Annotated in this window: 22 protein-coding genes and 1 pseudogene; 6 read left to right on the top strand and 17 right to left on the bottom strand. The window is 39.4% G+C overall.

Features of this window, described 5'->3' with window-relative positions; all coding sequences use genetic code 11:
- Positions 1–624 precede the first annotated feature (624 nt).
- Entirely contained in the window at positions 625–759 is a 135-nt protein-coding gene (locus tag ACWIX0_RS05295; protein WP_454172580.1) for a hypothetical protein, read from the top strand.
- Positions 760–827: 68 nt separating this feature from the next.
- On the opposite strand, the gene ACWIX0_RS05290 is transcribed toward ACWIX0_RS05295, so the two are convergent.
- The 7 genes from ACWIX0_RS05290 to purD form a co-directional block, all read right to left on the bottom strand.
- Positions 828–2,819 carry a methyl-accepting chemotaxis protein gene (locus ACWIX0_RS05290; protein WP_454172578.1) on the bottom strand — a complete coding sequence of 664 codons (1,992 nt, stop codon included), beginning with the start codon at positions 2,817–2,819 and terminating at the stop codon, positions 828–830.
- Positions 2,820–3,433: 614 nt separating this feature from the next.
- The gene (locus tag ACWIX0_RS05285; protein WP_454172577.1) at positions 3,434–5,425 is read right to left on the bottom strand and encodes a methyl-accepting chemotaxis protein; all 1,992 of its coding nucleotides are present in this window, start codon (positions 5,423–5,425) and stop codon (positions 3,434–3,436) included.
- Between the two features lie 228 nt (positions 5,426–5,653).
- Positions 5,654–6,430, bottom strand: coding sequence for a flagellar biosynthetic protein FliR (gene fliR, locus ACWIX0_RS05280; protein WP_454172575.1), 777 nt, complete (start codon positions 6,428–6,430; stop codon positions 5,654–5,656).
- Positions 6,431–6,508: 78 nt separating this feature from the next.
- On the bottom strand, positions 6,509–7,591 hold the full coding sequence (locus ACWIX0_RS05275; RefSeq protein ID WP_454172573.1) for a hypothetical protein: 1,083 nt from the start codon (positions 7,589–7,591) through the stop codon (positions 6,509–6,511).
- A 100-nt stretch (positions 7,592–7,691) separates the two neighbouring features.
- A complete protein-coding gene (locus ACWIX0_RS05270; RefSeq protein WP_454172572.1) occupies positions 7,692–10,526 on the bottom strand; it encodes an LPS-assembly protein LptD in 2,835 nt (944 codons plus the stop codon).
- A 20-nt stretch (positions 10,527–10,546) separates the two neighbouring features.
- Positions 10,547–11,023, bottom strand: coding sequence for an RDD family protein (locus tag ACWIX0_RS05265; protein WP_454172570.1), 477 nt, complete (start codon positions 11,021–11,023; stop codon positions 10,547–10,549).
- A 153-nt stretch (positions 11,024–11,176) separates the two neighbouring features.
- Positions 11,177–12,577 (bottom strand): phosphoribosylamine--glycine ligase, encoded by a 1,401-nt coding sequence (purD, locus tag ACWIX0_RS05260; protein WP_454172568.1) that lies wholly within the window; start codon positions 12,575–12,577, stop codon positions 11,177–11,179.
- A gap of 417 nt (positions 12,578–12,994) precedes the next feature.
- Between purD and ACWIX0_RS05255 the strand changes: the two genes are divergently transcribed.
- Together ACWIX0_RS05255 and gmd are read left to right on the top strand one after the other, a co-directional pair.
- Entirely contained in the window at positions 12,995–14,473 is a 1,479-nt protein-coding gene (locus ACWIX0_RS05255) for a mannose-1-phosphate guanylyltransferase/mannose-6-phosphate isomerase (protein ID WP_454172567.1), read from the top strand.
- Positions 14,474–14,597: 124 nt separating this feature from the next.
- Positions 14,598–15,707 carry a GDP-mannose 4,6-dehydratase gene (gmd, locus tag ACWIX0_RS05250; protein ID WP_454172565.1) on the top strand — a complete coding sequence of 370 codons (1,110 nt, stop codon included), beginning with the start codon at positions 14,598–14,600 and terminating at the stop codon, positions 15,705–15,707.
- 31 nt (positions 15,708–15,738) lie between these two features.
- Here gmd and ACWIX0_RS05245 read toward each other — a convergent pair whose 3' ends face one another.
- From ACWIX0_RS05245 to glmM, 9 genes are all read right to left on the bottom strand, one after another.
- Positions 15,739–16,914 (bottom strand): glycosyltransferase family 10 domain-containing protein, encoded by a 1,176-nt coding sequence (locus tag ACWIX0_RS05245; protein ID WP_454172563.1) that lies wholly within the window; start codon positions 16,912–16,914, stop codon positions 15,739–15,741.
- A 9-nt stretch (positions 16,915–16,923) separates the two neighbouring features.
- A complete protein-coding gene (locus ACWIX0_RS05240) occupies positions 16,924–17,157 on the bottom strand; it encodes an antitoxin (RefSeq protein WP_454172561.1) in 234 nt (77 codons plus the stop codon).
- Between the two features lie 108 nt (positions 17,158–17,265).
- Positions 17,266–18,360 carry a DegT/DnrJ/EryC1/StrS family aminotransferase gene (locus ACWIX0_RS05235; protein WP_454172559.1) on the bottom strand — a complete coding sequence of 365 codons (1,095 nt, stop codon included), beginning with the start codon at positions 18,358–18,360 and terminating at the stop codon, positions 17,266–17,268.
- A gap of 50 nt (positions 18,361–18,410) precedes the next feature.
- Positions 18,411–19,010: a class I SAM-dependent methyltransferase gene (locus ACWIX0_RS05230; RefSeq protein ID WP_454172557.1), complete on the bottom strand. Its 600-nt coding sequence runs from the start codon at positions 19,008–19,010 to the stop codon at positions 18,411–18,413.
- Complete coding sequence (locus ACWIX0_RS05225; protein WP_454172555.1) at positions 19,007–19,423, bottom strand: hypothetical protein; 417 nt, start codon at positions 19,421–19,423, stop codon at positions 19,007–19,009. The genes ACWIX0_RS05230 and ACWIX0_RS05225 overlap by 4 nt, the downstream gene beginning before the upstream one ends.
- Before the next feature lie 39 nt (positions 19,424–19,462).
- The gene (locus ACWIX0_RS05220) at positions 19,463–20,056 is read right to left on the bottom strand and encodes a dTDP-4-dehydrorhamnose 3,5-epimerase family protein (RefSeq protein WP_454172553.1); all 594 of its coding nucleotides are present in this window, start codon (positions 20,054–20,056) and stop codon (positions 19,463–19,465) included.
- A complete protein-coding gene (locus tag ACWIX0_RS05215) occupies positions 20,053–21,270 on the bottom strand; it encodes a GDP-L-fucose synthase family protein (protein WP_454172552.1) in 1,218 nt (405 codons plus the stop codon). The genes ACWIX0_RS05220 and ACWIX0_RS05215 overlap by 4 nt, the downstream gene beginning before the upstream one ends.
- A gap of 5 nt (positions 21,271–21,275) precedes the next feature.
- A complete protein-coding gene (gene lspA / locus ACWIX0_RS05210; RefSeq protein ID WP_454172551.1) occupies positions 21,276–21,818 on the bottom strand; it encodes a signal peptidase II in 543 nt (180 codons plus the stop codon).
- Positions 21,815–23,209 carry a phosphoglucosamine mutase gene (glmM, locus tag ACWIX0_RS05205; protein WP_454172628.1) on the bottom strand — a complete coding sequence of 465 codons (1,395 nt, stop codon included), beginning with the start codon at positions 23,207–23,209 and terminating at the stop codon, positions 21,815–21,817. Before glmM ends, lspA begins: the two co-directional genes overlap by 4 nt.
- A gap of 227 nt (positions 23,210–23,436) precedes the next feature.
- On the opposite strand from glmM, the gene rpsT reads away from it, so the two are divergent.
- The 3 genes from rpsT (at position 23,437) to ACWIX0_RS05190 (ending at position 25,123) form a co-directional block, all read left to right on the top strand.
- Entirely contained in the window at positions 23,437–23,703 is a 267-nt protein-coding gene (gene rpsT / locus ACWIX0_RS05200; protein WP_454172550.1) for a 30S ribosomal protein S20, read from the top strand.
- Positions 23,704–23,772: 69 nt separating this feature from the next.
- Positions 23,773–24,834, top strand: coding sequence for a peptide chain release factor 1 (gene prfA / locus ACWIX0_RS05195; protein ID WP_454172548.1), 1,062 nt, complete (start codon positions 23,773–23,775; stop codon positions 24,832–24,834).
- Between the two features lie 112 nt (positions 24,835–24,946).
- A complete protein-coding gene (locus ACWIX0_RS05190) occupies positions 24,947–25,123 on the top strand; it encodes a hypothetical protein (protein ID WP_454172546.1) in 177 nt (58 codons plus the stop codon).
- 174 nt (positions 25,124–25,297) lie between these two features.
- Here the strand turns inward: ACWIX0_RS05190 and ACWIX0_RS05185 are convergent.
- Positions 25,298–26,395 (bottom strand): annotated as a pseudogene (locus ACWIX0_RS05185) (hypothetical protein); the annotation flags it as partial.

Here is a 26,395-nt window from a genome sequence, read left to right as displayed (position 1 = left end):
AACCTTTTTTTATATCTTGCTTTTTTACTCTCACACAAGGCTAGGAATCTAAAATCCTAGCCTTGACTCCAAAATCCATCTAAAACAATTTCAATCAAAAAATTTCAATAGATTTTTAATAATTTTTCATATCACAAGTTGTTTTTTGTGCAAACAAAATCACATAAATAGCTTTTTAAAAATTTTTGTGCAAAATCATTTTCTAAAATCTTTTTCTAAAAATCATAAATGATAGTTTCTAGCGCAAAAATCTAATGTTTTTTTTTTTTTTTGCAATGACAGATTTTCCGCTATTTCGCAATGCGTAGATAAAAAGAGTAGGATTTGTCATACTAAAATTACAAAGCAAACAAGGCATCTTAAGTGATTTTCTATCATACTGATTTTTTGCAAAAAAACTAAAATATAAAAAACTAAATTTTTGCAAATAATGCGACTTTGAAATCTAATGTTCTTTCACATAAACATTTGGACACTTCTGTTTTTTCAAAACATAAGCACAACAAACGCTCAGTCATTACGAGCGTGGTTTATGCCACGCGTGGCAATCCACACACTACAAATTTTCATACCTAATGACAAGTAAAATATCTCTACAATTAAAAATAAGGATATATTTTTGTCTTGCTACAAAACCTAAATACGACAAAACTTCAGTCATTTCAAAAAGGATTCTACCTCTATAATTACCACGCATTAAAATCGATTTTACACAGCAGATTTCACACAAAATCTAAACGGATTTTAAGCAAGTTCTAATCACTCACAAATCACAACCACAAATAACAAATACAAAATCCACCCAGCAACAAATAACAAAACCCATATTAAAATTTCTTACTATTGACATCTTCTAAGATTTCATCAGCTATGTCATTTACGCGTTTAGCGATTTCGTTGGTAGTATGGACTACTTCGACATTTTCTTGCGTTACGGATTCTAGTTGGGCGATTGTTTCATTGATTTGACTTAAGCCTGTGGCTTGCTCGCTTATCGATTCGCTCATTTCATTTACGGACTGCACGAGGATATTGACATTTGCCTCGATTTCGCCGAGTGAGTGCCCCGTGCGCTCGGCGAGTTTTCGCACTTCATCTGCCACTACGGCAAAACCTCTCCCGTGCTCCCCTGCCCTTGCTGCTTCAATAGCTGCATTCAAAGCCAAAAGGTTTGTTTGCTCAGCTATATCTTTTATCACGCTTACGATATTTTTTATGTCTTCTGCTTGGCGAGTGCATTCATCAGTTTTTTCGCTTACTACTTGCATAGATGAGCTTATCTGCTCTACTGCGCTAGCAGATTCTTCAAGTGATGAGGCTTGTTTTTGTGAACGGTCTGTTAGCGATTGCATTGAGGATTCTAGCTCGCTAGATTTTCCTCCTAGCTCTTTAGCAAAGCTAGCCGAATGCTTCAACATCTCCGTGATAGAATCCCCTAGCTGATTTATATCTCTTTCGATTCCTTGCGGATTTTCTATGCGCGTGCTAAAGTCATTTCTACGATATGCTGCAAAGGCTTGCGTGGCGTTTGATAGCTTGTGCCCCACGAGTTGTGAGAGAGTTTGACTCATCTCATTTAGCCTATCTTTTAAGGAATCAGTTTGTGGATTTGGACTGCTTAGAGTGATAGTCTTGCCAAACCTCCCCTGCTTTGCTTCATTTACCACATTTGCGACTTCTTTGACAAGCGCGGAATCTTTGTTGATGATATTTTCCGTGCGCTTTATACCCTCATCGATTTCCCTACTCATTATGCCAAATTCATCGTGGCTTGTTAGATTTAGCGATTTTGGTGCGTCTTTTGTCTCGTAGTTTAAAAACGCAAAAAATCTATGCAAGCCCTGCTGTATCGCACTAAGTGGCTTGAAAAAATGTTTGATAGCAAAAAATAGCCCTGCCCCACCAAAACCTAGCAAAAGCAATGCAAGCACACTAGAGGCGATAAAATTTTCATTGATTGCTTTTGTCAAGTCTGATTCGTTTGCCTCTGCGGCGATTATCCAGCCAAAAGGCATTTGCTCATAAAAAACGATTTTATCAACGCCTAAAAATTTCGTATGAAATTCTCCTGTTGGTTTTTTGCTAGCTTGATTTATGATTTTTTCCCCTAGTGGCTTAAATTTATCCTTGCCTATGGCGTCTAAATCCGCGTGTGAAAACACCTCTCCCGTAGAATCTATAAGTAAGATTCTTAGACTTGGCAATTCTTTTCGATAGAAATTTTTAAACCTATCTTGAAATCCTCCCACTGAAATATCCACCGCGATTACCCCTTCAAACTTACCATTGCGAAAAAATGGCATTGCCGCAGTGGCAGAGATTGTCGCTTCCATTCCTGCGACTTTTGATTCATACGGAGCGGTTACAAAAAATTCTTTTGTGTTTTTTGCGGCTTGATACCACCCTCGCGTGCGGAAGTCAAAATCCCCATCATCTGGGAATGATGATAGTTTGTTTATATCGCTTTTTGGCATACCTGAAATCATTTTTCCATCGCTATTTTCATACACGATAAACGCCGCGTCATATTGGACAAATTTCGCTAGATTTGCCAAAATCTTGCGCTGGGCTACGATGTCATTTCTATCGACATTTGCTAGCAGGGCTGATAGCTCGACTAAGTGTTGTTTTGCTTCGATACCCATAGTGATATTTATGGTAGTGAAAGATGAGTGGAGCATAAGCTGTTGTAAGCCATTAAAAATATCCGTGGTGGATTTTGAAGTGCGGACATAATTTACCACGCTTACAATCCCAATAAGCACAACAAAAATGCCAATGACTAAGGTTAGAATCTTAGAAGCGACCGTTTTAAACATTTTTTACCCCTTGAAGTTTGATTTTTGGTTAAAAAAAATTATAACAAAAAAAAAAAAAAAAAACGCGTAAAGGATTTGACTTATTGGTAGATTTTGATATAAGTTAGCTTGCGTATTTTTGGGATTTGTAGAAGTTTGTATGGGGATTTTTGATTTTAATAAACGAAATTAAAAAATGCAAAAAATAGAATAAAATATTAAAAACAAAAAATCAATAATCAACGAAAAAAACAAAATTTTATGGATTTTTTATAGAAATTTTCTACTTGATAAAATGAGTATGTTTTTTGATAATGATGATTTGACATAGCAAAAAATCACAAAAAATCAAAATCTAACAAACATCAACGCAAAAATTTTAAAACCACATTTTAAAGACGCCATTTTTTTGCTAGATTTTGCCACGCATTTTGAAGTATTTTGAAATATTTTAAAATATTTTGAAGCATTTTGATTTTGATAAAAATGCTAAACAAAATCTAAAAAATACAAACTAGATTTTATCCCGCTTTGAGTAAAATCTTTGCGTAAATATTTGCATAAAATCTCCGCTTAAATTTTTGCATAAATACTTGCATAAAATTTTGATTAAAACTTGCGTCTAGAGATTTTGCCTAGAATTTCTTTTTATCGACATCTTTTAAGATTTCATCGGCTATATCATTTACGCGTTTGGTGATTTCGCTTGTAGTATGGACGACTTCGACATTTTCTTGGGTGGTGGATTCTAGCTGTGATAATGCTTCGTTGATTTGAGATAAATCCTGCGTTTGCTCATTTACCGCTTCGCTCATCTCATTTACAGATTGCGCTAATATATTGATACTTGCCTCGATTTCGCCTAGTGAATGCCCTGTGTTTTCTGCGAGTTTTCGCACTTCATCTGCCACTACGGCAAAGCCTCTCCCGTGCTCCCCTGCCCGCGCTGCTTCGATAGCGGCATTTAGGGCTAGCAAATTTGTCTGTTCAGCTATATCGCGTATCATTTCTACGATATTTTTTATGTCTTGGGCTTGTTTTGTGCATTCCTCTGTCCTTTCGCTCACTTTTTGCATAGCACTGCTTATTTCCTCCACCGATGATGCAGACTGCTCCAAAGAGCTAGCTTGACATTGTGAGCCGCTGATAAGTTTTTGCATTTGGGATTCTAGTTTTTGGCTTTGCTCTCCTAGCTCTTTTGCATAGCCCTCGCTTACTTTAAGCATTTGCGCGATAGAATCCCCTAGCTGATTTACGCCTTTTTCTAGCCCTTGCGGATTTTGTATGCGTGGCAAAAAGTCGTTTTTTTGGTATGAGGCAAACACTTTTGCAGGGCGAGTCAAATCGCTTCCTACTAATTGAGACAATGCGCTACTCATTTCATTTAGCGCGTCTTTTAGTTTGTTTGTTTGAGGATTTGGGCTATTTAGCGTGATAGATTTTCCAAATCGCCCCTGCTTTGCCTCCCCTACGACATTTACCACCTCTTGGACAAGCGCGGAATCTTGCTTTAGCATATCCTCTGTTTGCAATATATTATCATCTATCGCCCTGCCTATAATGCCAAATTCATCGTGGCTTTTTATCCCAAGCAGTTTGGGGGCTTTTTGTGTCTTGTGGTTAAGAAAAGCAAAAAAATCATCAAGCCGTTTTTGAATCACACTTAATGGCGTAAAAAGCGTCTTTATCGCAAAAGACAATCCCGCTACGCCAAATATCAATAAAAAAAACGCAAAACCTGCGGAGGCGATAAAATTTTCATTGATTGCTTTTGTGAAATCTTCTTCATTTGCTTCTGCGGCGATTATCCAGCCAAAAGGCATTTGCCGATAATAAATCACTTTTTGTTTGCCTTGAAATTTAAGCGAGATTTTGCCATCTTTGTTATTTTTTACAGCTTTTGCTATCGCCTCCCCTAGCGGTTTTAGCCCATCTTTGCCTATTTTTTCTAAATCGCTATGAGAAAACACCTCGCCATTTGCATCGCTTAAAAATATCCTAAGACTTGGCAATTCTTTGCGCTCAAAGTTTTTAAACCTATCTTGAAATCCACCTACTGAAATATCCACCGCGATTACGCCTGCAAATTTGTCATTGCGATAAAAAGGCATAGCAGCGGTGGCTGAAATGGTTTTTTCCATCCCCACTACCGCGCTTTCATAAGGCGTGGTTACATAAAAATCTTTGGTAGATTTTGTCGCTTGATAATAACCCCTTTTGCTAAAATCAAAATCTGTCGCATCAGGGGCGTTTGTATAATGCGTGATACCGCTTCGCAGGGTTTCAGAAATCATTTTCCCACCCATATCATCATACACGATAAACGCCGCGTCATATTGGACAAATTTGGTTAAATGTCCTAAAATCCTACGATGAGCGATAATATCATCTCTATCGGCATTGCTTAAAAACTTTTGGAGTTCGCTTAAGTGCTGTTTAGCTTCGATTCCCATTGTGATATTTATGGTGGTGTAAGATGAGTTTAACGCAAGTTGTTGCAAACCCTCATAGACTTCAATGGTATCTGTGGAAGTAAGTTTGTAGTTTATCGCGCTTGTGATACATATCACAAACACAAAAATCCCAATAACAATCCCCAAAATCTTGCTTGAAAAACTTTTCAACATTTTCAACCTCCTTGTAAATCGGTTGCTTAATGTAGTAAAATCGTTTTCTTTGATTTTTTTTAAATAAAAATATGAATTTTTCAAGTGTTGTAAAAATAGCGTGAATGGTGTTATGAAAAATGGTTAGTAAAAATGCGTTATATAAAATATGATTTTGCTAAATCCTTGAAGTTTTTTAAAAGTGCTTTTTAAGCGCATTAAAAAATGCGATTTTGCAAAAATATCAAACTATCTCTCTAAATCAAAAATAAGCGACATTGCTTGAAATGCCTGATATAAATCCGTGCGGAAATGATACAAAATCCCCGGGACGATTAGGATTATCACGCAAAGTGCTATGCCGATTTTGATAGGGAATCCAAAGGAAAAAAGATTAAATTGCGAATGCGTTTTCATAATCATACCAAAGACAATATCTGATAATAAAATAATGCCTAGCACGGGGAATGCCATAGCAAACCCTAGCGCAAACATTCCTCCAAATGCGCGAATAATGTAGTTTATGACATTTGGCGAAAAAGCCACCTCGCCTAGTGGCAAAATCTTTAGCGAATACGCCACAAACTGCAAGACTAAATGATGAAAATTTAGCACCAAAGCAAGAGTTAGCGCGGCAATAATAAGCACTTGGGCAATGATTGGGCGAGTGTTGCCACTGCTTGGGTCATAAGCACTTGCCATCGTCATACCCATAGAAAAACTTATCGTGTCCCCTGCGATAGCAAGCGAGCTAAACACCACTTGAAGCAACAAAGACGCCATAAATCCTAGCGCGACTTCCATAAACGCTGCATAAAGCAAGTCAGGTAGATTGGTAATCACCGCAGGGGAATGCGCTAGCGGCAAAAATACGATTGTAAGAAAAAATGCTAAGCCTCCACGCACGCTCACAGGCACAAGCTGTGAATCAAAAAAAGGGAAAAACGCTAGTATCGCGCTAAATCGCAACAGCAATAAAAAAAATGTCGTTACATTGCCATCAGTTAAGTAAGCTAAAAATTCCATAAAATCCCTTTATGTAAGATTTGCACCAAAATCTACTTCAATCAAAAATCCGCCACAAAATCAAAAAACTAAATAAACTTAGATTCTTTTAGATTCTTTTGCATTGCTTTGTTTTTCGATTTTTGTATGCGCACTCATAATGTTTAGCACCTCTTCTTCACTCAAATGCTCTAAGTTTTCATAATAATGCTCCGTGCTTACAAAATAATCCATACTTTCCACGCAAATTAGCGTATCGCAATGTCTTTTTAGCAGTTCTGCGACATCTTTTGCGATGATAGGCGTTAGCACAAATATGCTTTTTGCTTTTTTTTGGATACAAGTTTTTATCGCTAGACTCATAGTGATTCCGCTTTGCACGCCTTGGTCGATTAGAAAAATATCTTTTTGGGACAAATCGCTAAGCGTAGTTCCTTTGCGGAATTTATAGATTCTAGGCAAAAGCACTTCCTCATAAGTGCGTCTAGCCTCGCCATAAACATAATCAAGCGTAATATCAAAACTATCAATCAATTCTTCATTTAGCACGATGTCCATATTTTCGCTCACGCTTGCGATTTCACACTCATCATTCATCGGGGCAAAAATAGGCGCGCTAAACAGCAAATCAAGTTTGGATTCTAGCTTGTGCGCGAGAGAATGCGCAAAAAACAATCCATCAAAACTCGTAGCTAAAATAAGATTTTGCTTAGAATCAATATGCTGATTGATAAAGCAATCATATAGCTTGTCAAACGCTTCTTGGCGATTTGCAAAAAGAAATGGTTTTTGATTTTTTGTGGCTAAATGCGGATGGATAAAACTTTGATTAGAAAAATTTGTGCTAGGGAGATTTCCTAGCGAGTTTGCACCTTGCTTGTTTAGCTGCTTTATGGTGTCTTTGGTAGAAATTTTGGTGTTGATAGATTTTGCATTTTTTGGGTTTTTATCTAGCAAGGCAGTGTCATTTAGCGTGATATTTTTGTCGCTTTTGTCGCTTTTTGATTCGCTTAGGCTAGATTGCTTGCTTGCTTTTTCACTAAAATCCTGCCTAAAATCCCTACTAAGATTTTGACTAGATTCTAGCGCAAAATCCACGCTAGAATCTAGTGCTTTTTGGGCTGGTTTTGGGGCGGATTTGATAGTAGATTTTGCGTGTTTTTGAGCGATTTTGCTTGGCATTGTTATTGCTCCTTTTTTAGAAGTTTGAAGATTTTGATAGATTTTTAGTTTTTGCCAACTTTTTGCTAACTTAAAATTTTGCCAAAAATTATACCAAAATCTAAAATCTCATCGATAGCCCACTGCCACCTAGCGGGACAAAGTTAAACACTACGCGGACAAAATAATCATTTTGAATAAAAAATGGTTCTTTCTCATTGTTTGTCAAAATAGGACGCCTACGATTCACAAAGCGCAATCCTATCCCAAAGCAACGCACATTTTTATAGATTCCAATATCCCAATCAAGCAAGAAGTTTTTTTCTATATCATAGCCTACTTGCGCTGATAGTGCAAAAATACCAAAATCTTTTGATAGCACCCCTCGCAAATAATGCGCTCCTGTATTTGTCGTAAGCGTGCTAGAAGTCAAATCATATCCGCGATTTATCCCCCCATCTTTATAATAATACGACAGCAATGAGCTAAAAGAGCCTGCATTGTAACTAAGGCTTGCTGATACTTCGCTAAGGGCATTATAATAAAACGAATAAAAAAAGCTAGTAGAGATATTTAGCCCATCTATAAAAGAGAAGCTAAAACGATTTTCTAGAGGGCGTTTGGCGATATTTTTTGGCTCTATTTTGCCATTTACGCGGTTTGATTCTAGCTCTAGCTCATCAAAATTTAGCCTCTGAAAGATTCTCCAATCAAAAATAGGCCTGCCATTATTAGTGATAAAATATTGCGTTAGCTTCATATCTAGCGTATTTGCCAAAATACTATACGCGCTTATCCCGCTAGGATCCCAAATATCATCATAATACCTCCACACACCATTTATGATAAATGGAAAAGTGTTTGCAAAATCTGTATTTGTATTTTCAAGTAAATTAGCATTGCTACGATTTGCTAGCCCTGCGGCTTTTATGTTAGAAAAAGCCCCGCTAATATTTCTATCAAAAAGCCCATCGGTATAAGCGATATTTGGATATGGTCCGCTAAAAAGTGCTTCAAACTGCACCGTGTGAAAGATTTTGTTAAAACTACGCGATAAATCTGTATTTAACGATAATGAATAATTAGCCGAAAAAATATTGCCATATTTTAGTTCATTTGGGATTTGGCTAACATCGCTAGATACGGCTGTATTTGCGAGTGCACTTCCGCCCATATAGCTATTTTTTGTAGAATGCAATGTGAGATTTTCTGCATAAAACTCATTCCAAAATCCAATGGATAAATATTTTTTAAATAGCGAAAATTGAAAACCGATGGGGATTTTTAGCGCGTTTTCTACATAGCCATAGCCACGCGTCCTTATGGTGTTTTTCATTTGATAATCGATAGAATAAAGCAACCAATTCCAAAAAAGCGAATTTGTGTATTTGTGGTATTGAATGTTTGGGACAGACTGAAAAGTGCTAGCGTTGTTTAGCTTTGAGAGGTTTAGAAAATATTTGATATTTATCCCAAAATAGTGATTGTCGCTTTGGAGGTAAAAATTTGCCTTAGAAGCATAAGTAGCGTCATAGATTCGTTTATTTGCTTTATCGAAACGATAATAATCTAAATCATTCATATGCACCATATTGACATAGATTCCATTATCTAGCTCATTTTTTAGTTTAAAATACTTTTGAAATGGTTGCCTGCCTAGATGATAAAATCTAAATCCATAAACTTCGCGGTTTTTGACATCATATCTATCTTTGTAAGAATCAAAATTATACATATAGCCCGCTTCGGCATAAGTCCTATCATTTGCGCTATCTACAAACCTCATTTCAAACTGCCCTCCCACACCGCGCGAAGTCCTAATCTGTGGCGTGAATGTCATATCAAACCACGATTTTGCAGGGACAAAAAACGGCTGGGCATAGATAAACCCCTCCGTGCTAGATGATATAAAATAGGGCATCAAAAGCCCTGCCTTGCGATTTAGGTTGGTATCTATCGTAAAAAATGGAAAATAAAAAATCGGCACATCGCCAATATATACGCGCGGATTCCACATAGAGATTCGTTGTTTATCAACATTGTATGAGCCAGAGCTAGCCTCCATACGCCATATCGGGCTTTGCACTTGACAGCCTGAAATAGTCGCTTTTTTGAAACTATATAGATTTTGCTTGCTAGTCGCGCTTGTAGCATTTACCCACATTCCGCTAGTGGTGTCTTGCAAGTATAGCGGCTCTATGATTCCGTATTTTTCATCTAGCTCAAAACTAGCAGAATGCGTCCTTACAAGCAGATTTCCACCTCGATAGATTCTCACATCTCCGCTTGCATAGACTTTTTTGCGCTCTATGTCGTATTTGATGACATCGGCTATGGTGTATAAATCAGGGTTTATCATCACAGCATTATTGATGGCATATACGATATTATTTTCGCTTTTTACTTCATCAGCTAGGAGTTCAAAAATGCGCTGATTGTCTTTGTCATACTTTGCTGCTGCGGTTTTAGAAGAGGGCGAGATAGGTAGCGGTGGGGTAGATTTTGTATCTTGTGGATTTTGTGGATTTTGGTTTGTCGCATTTTTTGTATTTTCTAGCGCAACCTCTCCAAAATCTAGCCTAGATTCTCCCAAATCGCTAAAATCCTCATTAAACATTTTTTGCTTTTTTTTGGATTTGATTAGCTTTGGGTATCGTTGTGGCTTTGTATATGCTGTTTTGGATTTTTTAGATTTTTTTGTGCGCTGTGGTTTAGCTTGCGTTATTTGCTGTGTTTTTTCTTGGGTAGCGTTTTTTATTTCCCATTGCGCATTTCTTTGGGATTTTAGGCTTTGGGCTAGGCTATCATCTTCCATATTAAGCCCTCGCATATTTGTCGTATCAAAGCTATCTGCTAGCGCGTTTGCTACAAAAAAAACACCACACAAAATAAACAATCTAAGCCCGCACCACCTACTACAAAACCCCCTACTACCAAACGCACAAAATCCCATCATCAAACGCCACGCTACAAAATCTATTGCTTTTTTTGGATAACGATACTTTGGCAAAGTCTATCATAAAGCGTGCGCTTAAAGCTATCGCCTAGCGCAAACACAAAGGGGATATAATACACAGCCTGCGAAATCTCACGCAAAATCGCCCTCAAAAGCGACTTTGCCACGCTCGGCGAATCTAGCAAATCTATGCTTACCACTTCGATTTTACATAAGATTTTGCCCACACTCGCTCCATACCACGCCACAAAAATCCACTGATACATAATATCTAGCACGATTATCTGCCATAGCATAGAACCCATCGCAAGTATGACTTGCTCTATATCCTTTGTTTGCATACTTTGGCTAACTCGCTCCAAATTATCAAAATTTAGCAAGCACACTACCAAACTAACTATCAAACTATCTAGCAAAAACGCTATAAAACGCTTATCAATGCTTGCTAGCTGTATATCCTCTCTATCAAGTATATCTTGGATTTGCTCATCGTTCATTATTGTCCTTTGTGGTGGTTTTTGTGGGTTTTTTTGTTGCAAAAATGTTGATTTTACAAAATCTATTAGATTGTAGATTTTGCTTTTGCGTGTTTTTGGTTGTTGATTTGGTTTTTTTTATGTTGCAAAATCTACTAGATTTCGTGCTTATCGCTATTTTGCAATGCCTTTTAACGCCTTATTGGCTATGTCTTTGCGATAGATTGCGCCTTTAAATTTGATAGATTCTGCGATTTTATACGCATTTTGTTGGGCTTTGCTTAAAGTATCTGCTATGCCTATGGCTAGGGCTACGCGTCCCCCGCTTGCTAGCATTTGGGTAGAAGTTGCTTCTTGGCTTACACCTGCATAGCACACGCTTCCTAGATTTGTATCAAATGGCAGGATTTTGATAGGGTGTGGAGTGCTATTTCCAAAGGGATAATTATGGCTTGCTAGCACGACAGCTACACAATGTTTGTCGCTAAATTTTACTTGCAAGTTTTTCAAATTTTTTGATTCTATAGCTTGGCAAATATCAAGCAATGGCGTTTCTAGCAATGGCATAAGCACTTCACATTCTGGATCTCCAAAGCGGACATTAAATTCTAACAGATATGGCTCTAGCTTTCCACTTTGCTTTACTACCATTATGCCTGCAAAAAGCACGCCACAAAAAGGCGTGCCTCTTTTTTGCATACCTTCTAGCGTGGGGGCAAAGATTTTTTTAGCGATTTTTTGCATTAGATTTTCATCACAAAGTGGCGTGGGCGTGTATGCGCCCATACCGCCTGTATTTACCCCTTTGTCATCATCATAAAGCTGTTTATGATCTTGACAAGGCGGCAGCAAGATAAAATCCTCCCCATCACAAATCCCAAATACAGATAATTCATAGCCCTCTAAATATTCCTCCACCACCACGCATTTGCCAGCCTCTCCAAAGCTTTCCCCGCTTAGCATAGATTCTATCGTGTGCCTTGCCTCATCATAGCTTTGAGCGATTATCACGCCTTTGCCCGCGCATAGCCCGCTAGCTTTGATTACGATTGGTGGATTTAGCGTGCGTGCAAAATCTAGTGCTTTTTGCACTTCGTTTGTTTGGATATATCGCGCAGTTGGGATTCCAAACTCGCTTAAAAAATCTTTCATAAACGCTTTTGAGCCCTCTAACTTTGCAGCCTCCTTGCTAGGTCCAAAAGCCTTTATACCCCGCGAGCGTAAATCATCGCTTAGCCCCGCTACTAGAGCATTTTCCCCGCCGATGATAACCCAATCGATTTGCTCTTTTTCACAAAAATTCACAATTTGTAAATTATCTTTTAAATCCAAATTTTGCCCTAGATTTTGCGTGCCTGCATTTCCTTGCGCAAAATAGATTTTTCCCACACGAGAATCTTTTGCCAAATGCTCTCCTAGCGCATATTCTCTGCCACCATTGCCGACTATGAGAATAGATTTTAAGCTAGATTTTTTATGTGGATTTTTGGTTGTTTGTTTTGTGGGATTTGTTTGCTTCGCGGGATTAGATGAAGTAGATACATTCGCAGGATTTGTAGAATCTATATTTGACATTTTTAGCCTTTTGTGGTTGATTTTATGTTGTAGTTTTTATGCAAAATATAAAACGCACCCAAATAATCGTTACTTAAACTTTGCGCAGCCCACTTTATACAAGCTACAAATAAGGTCGGAGGATTTTATCAGGCGGCAGACACTCACTTAAAAAAGCTCCAAACGCGAATACCGACACACAAAAACCGCTACCAAAACCTAAAATACTTTGATTAACGGACTCACCAAAAAAGAAACACGAATTATCTAGGCGCATACAAAATCATTTCATTTGCCATTTTATTTTGATTGTCTAATTATAGGCTTGTTTGGTTTAATTTTGGACTACAAACATATCTAAGTTCATTAGATTTTGGTAAAATCTTGCGTTTTATTGATTACAAAAACATAAAAAACAAGTTTAGAAAAAGGCAAATAATGACAAATCTTATCCTTTGTGGTGGTAGTGGGACGAGGCTTTATCCGCTCTCGCGTGGCAATTTCCCTAAACAATTTTTGCCCCTTTTTGAGAAGCAAAGCCTCTATGAGCTCACCCTCAAGCGCAATGCCAAAATCTGCCAACACACGATTATCGCGGTAAATAATGAGCAGTATTTTTTAGCCCAAAATCTTTATGAAAATCTCTGTGAGGGCGAAAAAATCACGCCAAATGCGCATTTCCTCGTAGAATCAAAAAGTTGCAACACTGCCCCTGCGATAACGCTATCAATCCTTAGCCTACTAGAAACTAGCATTTCCCAAGACCAAATCGTGCTAATCACGCCAAGCGACCACTTAATCCGCGATGAAAATGCCTACAAACAAGCCATTCAAAAAGCTAAAGACTACGCACAGCAAGATTTTCTCGTGTGCTTTGGCATTACGCCAAAAGCAATAGAAACGGGCTTTGGCTATATCCACGCTGGCGCAAATGATGAAGTGAAAGGATTTTATGAAAAGCCAAGCTACAAGCAGGCAAAGGAATTTATAGAATCTGGAGAATTTTTCTTTAACGCGGGGATTTTTTGCTTCAAAATCAGCGCGTTTTTAGAGCAGATGAAAATTCACGCCCCAAAGATTTTGCAAGAATGCCAAAAAGCACTAAACCACACGCTACAAAGTAACACAAACCAAATTAGGGGGGGGGGGGCAAATAATAAAAACAAACAAGGCGATGAAAACGCGCAATCTCGCACGATAAAAATCGCTGATATGAGCGCAATCCCCACAGATAGCATCGACTACGCGCTAATGGAAAAATGCAAAGCCCTAAAATGCGTAAGCGTAGATATGGGCTGGAGCGATTTGGGGAGCTTTGATAGCCTCTATGATGAACTCGCAAAGACAAATGCCGATGAAAATGCCAATGTCGCCCCGCAGGATTCTATTTTATTGCAATCAAAGGCAAATCTCTTTGTAAGCAGTAGCCAAAACAAGCGCGTTTGCGCAGTGGGCGTAGAAAATCTCATCGCCATAGATTCGCCTGACACACTTTTGCTTTGCAAAAGAGGGGAATCCCAACAAGTAAAGCAAATCGCCCAAATCACGCAAAAAATGCAAAATAACGATGAGTGCTACCACACCATAACGCGCCCTTGGGGCAACTACACCGTCCTAGAAGTCGCAAATGGCTACAAACTCAAACGAATCGAAGTCAAGCCAAACAAGCGTCTAAGCCTGCAAAAGCACTACCACCGAAGCGAGCATTGGATAGTGCTAAGCGGGAGTGCAACCGTAACCATAGAGGGCAAAACCCAGCTAGTGCGGGCAAATGAAAGCGCATACATACAAATGGGGCAGGTTCATCGCCTCGCAAACGAGGGCAAAATCCCCCTTGTCATCGTAGAAATCCAAGTGGGGCAATACACGGGCGAAGATGACATCGTGCGGATAGAAGATGACTTTGCGCGGGGCTAGAGCGAAAAAATAGAAGTTTGCAAAATGCGTGGCTTTGTGAAAAGATTAGTTTGATAAAGCGCGTGCAAAATCTTAAATGGGCTTGAATTTGGCTTTAAATTTTAAAATTTAAAAAGGAGCATAGATGAAAAAAGCACTTATCACAGGGATTACAGGGCAAGACGGCGCGTATTTGGCGGAATTTTTACTCAATAAGGGCTATGAGATTCACGGCATTAAGCGCAGAGCTTCGCTCTTTAACACCGATAGAATCGACCATATTTATCAAGACTACCACGAGCAAAATTGCAATTTTTTCCTGCATTATGGCGATTTGACGGATTCTATGAATCTTACCCGCATTATCCAAGAAGTGCAACCCGATGAGATTTATAACCTTGCTGCGATGAGCCATGTAGCCGTATCCTTTGAGACGCCAGAATACACCGCAAACGCCGATGGCATAGGAACTTTGCGGATTTTAGAAGCGGTGCGGCTTTTAGGATTGACAGACAAAACTAAAATCTATCAAGCCTCCACAAGTGAGCTTTATGGGCTTATTCAAGGCTGTCCGCAAAATGAAAAAACGCCATTTTATCCGCGCTCCCCGTATGCGTGCGCGAAGCTCTATGCGTATTGGATTACGATAAACTACCGCGAGGCGTATAATATTTTTGCAAGCAATGGCATTTTGTTTAACCACGAAAGCCCCATTCGTGGCGAGACATTCGTAACGCGTAAAATCACACGCGCAGTGGCAAAAATCGCGCTTGGCTTGCAAGAAAAACTCTATCTTGGGAATCTAAGCTCAAAGCGCGATTGGGGACACGCAAAGGACTATATCGAGGCTATGTATTTGATTTTGCAACAAGAGGTGGCAGAGGACTTTGTCATCGCCACAGGCGTTACTACCGAAGTGCGTGAGTTTGTGCGAAAGGCATTTGAAATTGTTGGTATCGAAATCGAATTTATCGGTGAAGGCGTAAATGAAAAAGGCATCATAAAGGCGTGTCGTGGCGATTACAAGCTAGAAAAAGGCAAAGTCGTAGTCGAAGTAGATAGCGGATATTTTCGCCCCACAGAAGTGGATTTATTGCTAGGCGACTCTACCAAAGCGCGTGAGAAGCTCGGCTGGAAGCCCAAATATGATTTAGATTCGCTTATCAAAGATATGATGCAAAGTGATTTGAAGCTAATGCAAAAAGATAAATTTTTGCAAGACAATGGCTATAAAATTTTGCGATATTTTGAGTAAAATCTTCGTTCAGAGTTAGCAACTTAGCACATTAGCGTGAAATGAATTTATCACGAATGTAATTACGCAATAATTTAAAAGGATATTCAATTATTCTTTCGATTTTGCGCCGTTTTTCTCTAAGGCTTTCGTTTTGTTTGTTCTTTTTTGCCTGTGCTTTGCGCTCATTAAAATAGCCGTTTAATCTTTGCCCATATTTGATTTGTTTTTCCTCTTTTGTGAAAATATTATCAAAAAAATCAACAAACATTTTTTCACTTTTATAGATAATGGTTTGTGTGGTTTGCTCGATATTTTCCGCACTCCAAATATCATTTTGCCTCCCCCAGTTTGCAAATTTCACGCCCAAAAATTCCTCCAAACATTCCGCACGGAAAATAGGCTCTTTTCGCATCGCTTCAAACGCACTATCATCGTTATCAATGCGCTCTATCTCGCGTATCGCGGATTCGATACTATCAAAATTATGCACATTGATAAAGGCTTTGGGATTAAAAATAGGGCGAAATCTTGCGTATTTTTCATCACACAAACTCTCATCGCCCCAATAAATCGGCACACACCCCGCCGCAAAGGCTTGAATCAACTTTTCGGTTACATAGCCTTTTTGAGATGAATTTTCAAAGCAAAGGTTAAATTTATATCCCTTTTGCCACTCTCTTTTGCTTGTGCTAAAATCGCCCCAACTATCGCCGATAGTCCCGCCGATATTGTTTTTCCACCTGCCACCAGAATCGACTTTTTTATATTCGCATAACGCTTCAAAAAATTCATCGCGGATTTTATCGGCATTGCCATTTGTTACCATAAATGAGCAAAATTTTTCTTTTTTGTCGCAAATCAAATGCTTTTTTAGCGCGAATCTTAAATCATCTTTATATAAAAAATAATACGGATACGACAAACAACGCTCACCAAAATCCATAAGATAAGTGCTGATGCCATAATCCGCGAGATTCCAATCTATCGCTATGTTTTCCCAAGCGACACAAATCCGCACACAATCCTTGCTATAATATAAATGCGAATCCCAAAATATGCCATAAATTAAATATTTTGGGTTATCACTCCACTTAAACTCATATTTATCGCCCAAATATTTTTGCAATAATTTAATAATCCAATTACTACGAAAATTTGATTTATAAAAAATAAAATTATCACTCCAATCCGTTATTGCTAATTCGATTTGCTTTTTAGATTTCATAGAATTTCCTTAAATTTTTATCTCTAACTTTTTTGAAACACATTGATTAAGAAAAATATTCATTAGCGTCTGATAGGACACGCCCTGCTTGTTTACCATATTTTTAAAGTAATCAATCGTTTCCACATTTAGATTGATTGAAATCTGATTTTTTCGCACTTTTTGTGCTGTGCTATTTTGCGCAGAAATCGCCTCAAAATACGGATTTGGCGTTGATTTAGAAAAGTCATATTCTTTTTTCATAGAAACTCCTCATATTGTTTTTGCTCATTTTTTTATCGTTTGACATACTTAAATAATGCGAATTGCGAAATTATATATAAAATATCATTATATTTTGCTTTAATGCAATTATTTCCCACCATAAAACTCCCCTATTTTCTCGCAGATATACCCTACTTCATCATTGCTTAGTTGCGTGGCTGAGGGTAACCATAGCCCTTTTTGTCCTACTAAGTTTGAGACTTTGTGTTCGCCATTTACTTGGTAGGCGACTTGTTTATTTATGGGCGGATACATTATGCGCGTGCCGATATTGTTGCGTTTTAGAAACTCTTGGAGTTCCTCTCGCCTCTCACACAAGCTATCATAAAACCACGGCACCGTGCAACTTAAATCCTGCTTAAAAAGCTCTATGCCTTTGATATTTTGCAACCCCTTTTCATAAAGCCTATAAATCTCTTTTTTACGCGCAATTCTAGATTCTAGCTTTTTCATCTGCTCGATTCCCACACAGGCTTGAAGTTCGGTAAATTTAAAATTATAGCCTATGGTGTCGTGTATGTCATTGCCTCCACCGCTACGCCCGAAATCTTTAAGTTTGCGGATTTTAGAAGCTAGATTATCGTCATTTGTGATAAGCGCACCGCCCTGCCCTGTGGAGATAATTTTAGGTGCGGAGAAAGAAAAGCTCCCAATCGCTCCCATCGTGCCGATATGTTTGCCATTTGGATAAAATGAGCCAAGCGATTGTGCGCTATCCTCGATAAGAGCGAGACTACGCTCTTTGCAGAGATTTACAAAGGCTTCAATCCCCGCTTTTGGATAGCGTCCATTTGCACTCACTAGCATTATCGCCTTTGTGCGTGGCGTGATAGCCTCCTTTGCCCGCTCTATATCCATACACAAAGTTTCGCGCTCCACATCGACAAACACGGGCTTTGCGCCTATCATTTTCACCGAATTTGGCGTGGCTATCATCGTGTAATTTGGCACGATGACTTCATCACCCGCCTCAATGCCAAGTGCTAATGCCCCAAGGGTTAGGCTTATCGTGCCGTTATTTACCACGATACAATGCTTTGCACCCGTGAAATCGGCTATCATTTGCTCAAATTTCTCTGTGCGTTTAAATTCTGTCAAAAAGCCATCTTCGTCCATATATTCGCTTAACGCACGCTTTTCCTCCGCGCCAAACCACGGACGCATTTGCATAATAAATTCCATTTCACTCTCCTTTGCATTTTAAAATTTAAACCCTTTTTGCGTTATGTTGCTTAGATTTTTGTCGCTTCGACATTAAGTGAGATTAAAATCCCATTTTCTTTATCCAAATGCGGATAATAGGCTTGTGAGTGGTCATCATAATCCTTGTGAATTGTTGTTCGCCAATCATATCGCCGCACATCGCTAAAGCCATTAGATTGTAGAAATTCGCTTAAAAGCGTAAAATTCCACACGGTTTTATGATATATCATTAAATCCCCCCCGACAGAATCTTTTGCATTAGAATCGTTGCGATTAGGATTTTGCGCGTTGGCATTTTTCACGCTCATTCTGCCATAGAGCGGTCCTAAAATCTTTGTCAAATCGCCCGTGAGATGATACACTTCGATAAGTTTGTCAAAGTCTGGCACGGCAAGGCGCAATGTCCCGCCTTTTTTAAGCACTCGATGCCATTCTTTAATGACATTTACTGCCTCAAATCTATCAAAATACTCAAAGCTATGCGAGCTATAAATCAGCCCCGCGCTTTCATCTTCAAACATCGATAAATCATCAATGCTACTTTTGTAGTGAATATGTGGCATATCGCATAAATCCACATTGATAAAATCAGGAATATTTCTATGCCAACACCCAAGGTGGAGTTTCATTGCTCTATCCTCCTCCTATCAAGCTCTGCGCCCACATAAGGACCATTTTTTACTTCTAGCACTTGTGTGCCATTCTCAAGTATGTCATAGCCGTGCGCCCCGCGAAGCATTATCAAAATATCTCCAGCCACCGCTTCAAATTCCTCGACAAAGTTTTCTTTTGTGTCATAGATTCGCGCTTTTATGCGACCTTTTTTGATAAATAGCACTTCTTGCGTCCAATACACCTTGCGCTCGACCTCATTGTGAATATGTGCTAGGAGCTTTTTGCCACTATCATAGCCCCAAAATCCCACTTGGATAAACTCCTCATCATTTGAAAAAAAGTTTAGCCCACCATTTTTAGAATCCACGCAATCAGCCTCACTAATATGCCTTGCTAACACTAAATCGCCTTCTTTTATTTCTCGCATTGTTGCTCCTTTTTTAAAATTTAAATTCTAAATCTACGCCTATTTTGCGCCCTCACTTGTGCCACGATTTACACTTTGCAAATCCCGCGATGAAAGCACGGGCGTAACGCCATTTAGCTCCCAATCAATGCCGATTTTTGCGTCATTATAGGGGAGTGAAAACTGCTTAGGCGCGTCTATATACTCGCCCTCATAAGCTAACTTGTAGTGATAAATCGCCTCTTTGCTTCGCACAAAATACGCATTGCCCATATTTGGCGGGATTAAAATAAATTTTTGCGCGTTTTTGCTAGAATCTGTGCTCGTGGTATTTGCGCTAATGTAAAATTTCTCATACGCCAAATATGTCTGGCTATCCTTACGGCAATCCACCACCACTTGCAAAATCTCGCCATACACGCAAGATACGAATTTATACGACTTGCTATCGCCGTGGATTCCGCGCAGGACATTTTGGGTAGAGTGCGAGAATTTATCGTGCTTGAAATGTAGCCCTTTTGGGAGAAGCGCGTCAATTTGCTCTTGTAAAAACGAAGTGTAGATATTACCACGATTATCACTAGCAATGCTTGGTGTGATGATATACACGCCTTTGATTTTGGTGGATTCTACAATACTAAACTCTATCATCACGCCACCTTTATGCCACTAATGGAGCAAGATTTGGGATAGAATCTAGTAGATTTTGTGAATGCGAAGTGATTTGCGGTAAAATCTTTTGTGGGAAAAGTTTGAGTAAATATACTCTTAAATTTAGAGAGTTCCCCCCCCACCCCGATAACAGAGTGAGAATCTAAAATATCATTTTGTGCTACATAAGATTCATACACAGCTTTTATGCCTGATTTTAGGCTGATTTGGGGCGTGAAGCCTAAATTTTTTAGCTTTGAAATGTCTAGTAGTTTTTGCCTAGTCCCATCGGGTTTGCTTTTGTCAAAGGCAAGTTCCCCGCTAAAACCGATGATTTTTTTAATCAGTTCAGCTAAATCGCGTATGCTTATGTCCTCGCCACTGCCGATATTTATGTGTGTATTGCGAATTTCTTTGCCACTTTTTTCGCGCTCCCTTGCCAAATCGCTAAAATCCACGCGCTCCATTAGAAACACACACGCCCTAGCCATATCTTCGCTGTGGATAAACTCACGGCGCACATTGCCACTGCCCCAAATATTCACAGATTCTGCGCTTATGCTATATTCGCGTAAAATCGCTTCGTAATTTTCGCCAAGATTTGCCTTAACGCGCGTTATTTCGCCACGCTCCAAGCACTTTGCCAAAAAGATTTTGCGAATTAGCGCAGGGAGACAATGTGAATCGCGCAAGTCAAAATTATCATTTTCGCCGTAGAGATTTGTCGGCATCACAGCGATAAAATTGCAACCATATTGAAGCGCAAAAGATTCGGCAAGTTTCAGCCCCGCAATTTTGGCAATCGCATAAGGCTCATTTGTGTATTCTAACTCACTTGTAAGCAAGGCGGATTCGCCAATCGGCTGGGGCGCATTGCGTGGATAAATGCACGATGAGCCTAAAAATAGCAGTTTTTTGACACCAAATCGATGTGCGTTAAAAATGACATTATTTTGAATCACCAAATTTTCATAGATAAAATCCGCGCGATATGTGCTATTTGCGAGAATCCCGCCCACTTTTGCCGCACAAAGAAAGATAGTTTCAATATTTTGCGCTTTGAAAAACGCCTCTACCGCGCTAAAATCGCGCAAATCTAACTTGCCTTTGTCCGCTGTGATGAGATTTGTATAGCCTTTGCTTTGCAATTCTCTCACAATCGCACTGCCGACTAATCCCCTATGCCCCGCTACAAAAATGCGTGAATTGAGATTCATTTTGCCTACCTTATAGAATTTTGTTGATTTTGTTTTTTATCTAGCCATAGCCATTGGACTATCAGCACGGCTACGCCCGCGTCTATACAGACATCAGCGACATTAAATATCGCAAACTCAAATCCATAATGCCAATGCACAAAATCCACCACCGCGCCGTGTATAAACCTATCAATCACATTTGAAATCCCCCCGCCCATTATCAACCCTAATCCTAAAAAATACCTCCTCATCGCCTCACTATTGCAAAGCAAGTATAACAAAATCGCTAGCAAAAATCCCACTTGAAGCCATTTTAGGTATTCGCCTAGATTTGCTAGCATAGAAAACGCCACACCATCATTATGCACTAGCACGATAGAAATCACTTCACTACTAAAGCGAAATCCATCTAAAATAATCCCCTTTACAAATTGATCAATACAAATAACCACCGCAATAATCAACACAATCTTAAAAAACGCATAGATTTTGCTTTTTATCGGGCTTTTATGCGGAGATTTTGGTGGGATATATGAAAAAAAAGTCGTATTTTGAGGATTTTTCACCCTAATGCTCCTTTGAAAAAACTCTCTACTTCATTGCTTAGATTGTCTATTGATTCTACGCTTTTGCCCTCTAGTAGCACGCGCAATTTATTTTCTGTGCCAGAGTAGCGGATAAGAGGACGCAAATTTGCCTTTGTGATTTTTTCACATAATTGTTTATAGCCATTTAATGATTCTAGCGGTGGTTTTGAAGCGACTTTGATATTTAGCAATTTTTGTGGATATAGCTCAAAGGGGCGCAAGATTTTGTGAGATTTTCCTTTTGAGCGCAAAATAAGTGCCATTACTTGTATCGCGCTTAGTAGCCCATCTCCTGTGGTGGAATAATCACTAAAAATAATATGCCCGCTTTGCTCCCCGCCAAAATTTGTGTGATATTTTTTCATCGCATCAAACACATATTTATCCCCTACCCCGCACCGCTTCAGCTCGATATTATGGGATTTTAAGTATTCTTCTAGGGCTAGATTGCTCATTTGCGTTGCGATTATCGTAGGGCTATTTAGCTCGTTTATAGAGTGCAAATAAAACGCAAGCGCACCGATTAGGTTGTCCCCATCGATGATGCCTCCTTTGTCATCGACTACCACTAGCCTATCAGCATCGCCATCAAGCCCAAAGCCAATATCCCCACGATATTGCAAAATCGCCTTTGCTAGATTTTGTGGGTGCATAGCCCCGCATTGCTCGTTAATGTTAAATCCATTTGGCTCATTATTTAGCACGATGACATCTGCGCCTAGCTCACGGAAAATCGTAGGTGCGACTTTGTATGCCGCTCCATTAGCGCAATCTAGCACGATTCTAAGCCCTTGCAGGGTTAGCTCTTTTGGAAAGGCATTTTTTATATGCACGATATATCGCCCGATGACATCATCTATGCGCTTTGAGCTACCGATTTGCTTGCCTTTTTTATAAGCATTATTTACAAGGTTTGGAGAATGGAAAATTTCTTCAATCTTAGATTCTGCCCTCTCATCTAGCTTATGCCCAAATCTATCAAAAAATTTGATTCCATTGTCTTCATAAGGGTTGTGGCTTGCAGAAATCATTATCCCCGCATCACAGCGCATATCAGCCGTGAGAAAGGCAACCGCAGGCGTAGGCATAGGACCTACTTGTATGACATCATATCCCACAGAAGTTAGCGCGCTAACTAGCGCATTTTCTATCATATAGCCACTTCGGCGCGTATCTTTTCCCACTAGGATTTTATTGCTTAGAGGGATTTTGCACTCCCCTTTAGAATCTTTGGAATTTTGATTATGAAAATATAGCCCCGCTGCTATCCCAAGTCGCAGACAAAGACTAGGTGTGATGACTCCTCCTGCTTCGCCCCTCACGCCATCAGTGCCAAATACCTTTTTATGAAAAATCTCATTGCTAGCCATATCGTTTGAATCGTTTTTAAGAGTATTTGCTTGCTTTGTCATTTTTGCCACTTTTGCTCCTTAGATTTTGCCTTTTTGTTTATTGCTATGTGTTTTTGTGATTTGTCTTTAGAATCTTACACTATTTTTGCTACGATTTTTAAAATGTTTTTTAGGCAATTAAACTCATTTTAATCAAAACTGCTGTAAAATACGCGACTTAATTTTCACTCCAAAAGGACAATATTATGGCAAACCATAAATCCGCAGAAAAACGAATCCGTCAAACACAAACACGCACCTTGCGCAATCGCTACTATCGCACTAGAATCAAAAATATCATAAAATCTGTGCGAGAGGGCATAGCTAGCAAAGACATCACAAAAGCGCAAGAAGCCTTCAAAGTAGCAAACAAAGAGCTACATAAATTTGTCTCAAAAGGCATTTTGAAAAAAAATACCGCCGCTAGAAAAGTAAGCCGACTAAATAGCGCAATTAAAAAACTTAGCGCGTAAGCCCTCCAACTTTTATCGCTAAAAGCGCAGATGTGCAAAAACGCAGAATCTACTTTAGAGACATTCTAAATGCTACTTAGCAAGCTAAAACCCATCATCAATCGCTATGAGGAAATAAGCCAAAAGTTAGCGGATTCTGCAAACATAAGCGATGTCAAACTTCTAACTGAACTTAGCAAAGAGCAAAGCGACTTAGAGGAAATCGCCCAAAGCGCGAAACGCTACATTGAGATTTTGCACCAAATTGACGAAAACAAGGCACTTTTGGACGATAAAGAATTAGGCGAACTTGCCAAAGAGGAGCTAAAATCGCTAGAAAGCACCAAAGAGCAACTAGAATCCCAAATCAAAATCCTCTTAATCCCCAAAGACCCCAATGGCAATAAAAATGTATTTTTAGAAATCCGCGCAGGCACGGGGGGCGATGAAGCGGGAATCTTCGTGGGCGACTTGTTTAAGGCGTATTGTCGCTACGCGGATTTACGCAAGTGGAAAGTCGAAATCATAAGCTCAAGCGAAAATAGCGTGGGTGGCTACAAAGAAGTCATCGCGCTTATCAAGGGCGATGGCGTGTATTCGCGGCTTAAATTTGAGGGCGGGACGCACCGCGTCCAGCGCGTCCCAGAGACAGAATCTCAAGGGCGTATCCACACCTCCGCCGTAACGATTGCCATAATGCCCGAAGTCGATGATGTGGAGGTGAATATCAACCCAAATGACTTAAAAATCGATGTGTTTCGCAGCGGTGGGCACGGCGGGCAAAGTGTCAATACCACCGATTCAGCGGTGCGCGTAACGCATATCCCCACAGGCATTTCTGTCTCTATGCAAGATGAAAAATCCCAGCACAAAAACAAAGATAAGGCGTTAAAGATTTTAAAAGCGCGAATCTATGAAATGGAACTAGAAAACAAAGCAAAGGCGGAGGGCGCAAACCGCAAAGAGCAAGTGGGTAGTGGCGATAGGAGCGAGCGAATCCGCACTTATAACTACCCGCAAAACCGCCTAACCGACCATAGAATTAACCTTACTTTGTATAGTTTGGAAGAGATTATGCTCTCTGGCAATTTAGATTCTGTAATCGACCCGCTTATCACCCACGCCCAAAGCGAAGCAATGAGCGGAGAATAGAGGCTAATATGCTACAAAAATAGCCCAAAATCTAATACGATTTTACAAACAACACAGACGCATAAATCTAGTAATAACGATAAAAGCGTGGATTGCCACAAATCTGCAACTTTTGACAAAGCGCAAAAATCTCGCAATGACGAGTATTTCCCCTCACTTTGCAGAAGTGGCTAGGGGTGGGTTTGCTATGCTAAAAACATTTGTCATATTTAAAGGCAACACCCAAAGTATCCAAAATCTTAATCCTCGTCATATTGAGCGCGTTAGCCCAAAGTATCCAAAAACATAGATTGCCACGCTCGTTTCACTCACTCGTAATGACGGAGTTTTCTTTACCATATTGAGCGTAAGCGAAATATCTCTTTTACATTTTGAAGTTTTGAGATACTTCGCTTACGCTCAGTATGACAATGGTTTTTTGTCATTGCCACGCTCGTTTCACTTACTCGCAATGACAACTTTTTTAAAACTTATACCCCACTTGTAGCCAAAATTGTCGCCCCAGCTCATAGATTGGCACTGTAACTTGACTAGCACTTGTAGCAACTTGCCCATTTGTGGGTCCGCTCGTGGCTATGGCATTATAAACGGTGATATTTTTATTATTTAGCACATTATAAATATCTACATTCATATACAGCGTATTTCCCTTGTAAATATCCACTTCAAATCCTAATCGCATATCCCAATTAAACGCATAAGCAATGTTAAATTTCTTAAAAGTATCGATTCTTTTACCATCTTGTATTATCCCATCGCCATTACTATCGATTCCATCTCGTTGATTGCACCCATTAGCCGTAGGGTTAGCTTTGCAGTCATTTGTCCCGCTTACACTCACAGCGGTATGATATGCACTGCGCCAGCGAAAAAGATTATTTAGCAAAATCTTTGTGCGTTTGATTTGAAAAGTATGCGTGGTATTTAGTCGCAAAGTAAAAGGACGGATAAAATTATCCGCAGGTTTATCCGCGTATCGCATTATTTTACCCTGATAGCTGATTAGCTCATTTTCAAGTTCAGGTGTAGTCATCGAAGCATTATAATCAGCATAATTGCGATTTACTTTCGTGTAGTCTAAAGCAAGTAAATAAAAATGTGCTATGCCATAAGTCATTATGGGTTTTGTGTGTTGCAAGGCTAGCGTTACGATATTTGTCGTGCTTGCCCCACCATTTGTATAGACATAATAATCGTCCGTGCGTGTAGAATCCGCTTCTAATCCTAAAACGCTTCTTGTGGTTCTGCGCACCTCATCTTTGCCCTTGCGATAGATATATTTCACACTTAACGCAAAATCTTTGATATTTTGTGCGATTCCACCCATAAACTCATCAGCATAGGGGACTTTTAGTTGATTGAACTTCGTATCATTTGCGGCTGTGGCGTTTGTGCAACTTTTATTGTATGTAGATAATTTGAAAAAAGAATTTGTCGCCCCTAATTCTTGTGCTGTCGGGCAAGGATTCCCCTGTGCCACCACACTATCCCAGCTCTCACTCGCACTTGCACGATATGCAAGGATATTTAGCTTATTTTTGCCATCGGCTAACGCATAGGC

It is taken from the genome of Helicobacter sp. T3_23-1059 (assembly GCF_053654515.1).
Note: the sequence above shows the minus strand (reverse complement) of the source record. Positions and strands in the feature narration are given on the sequence as shown.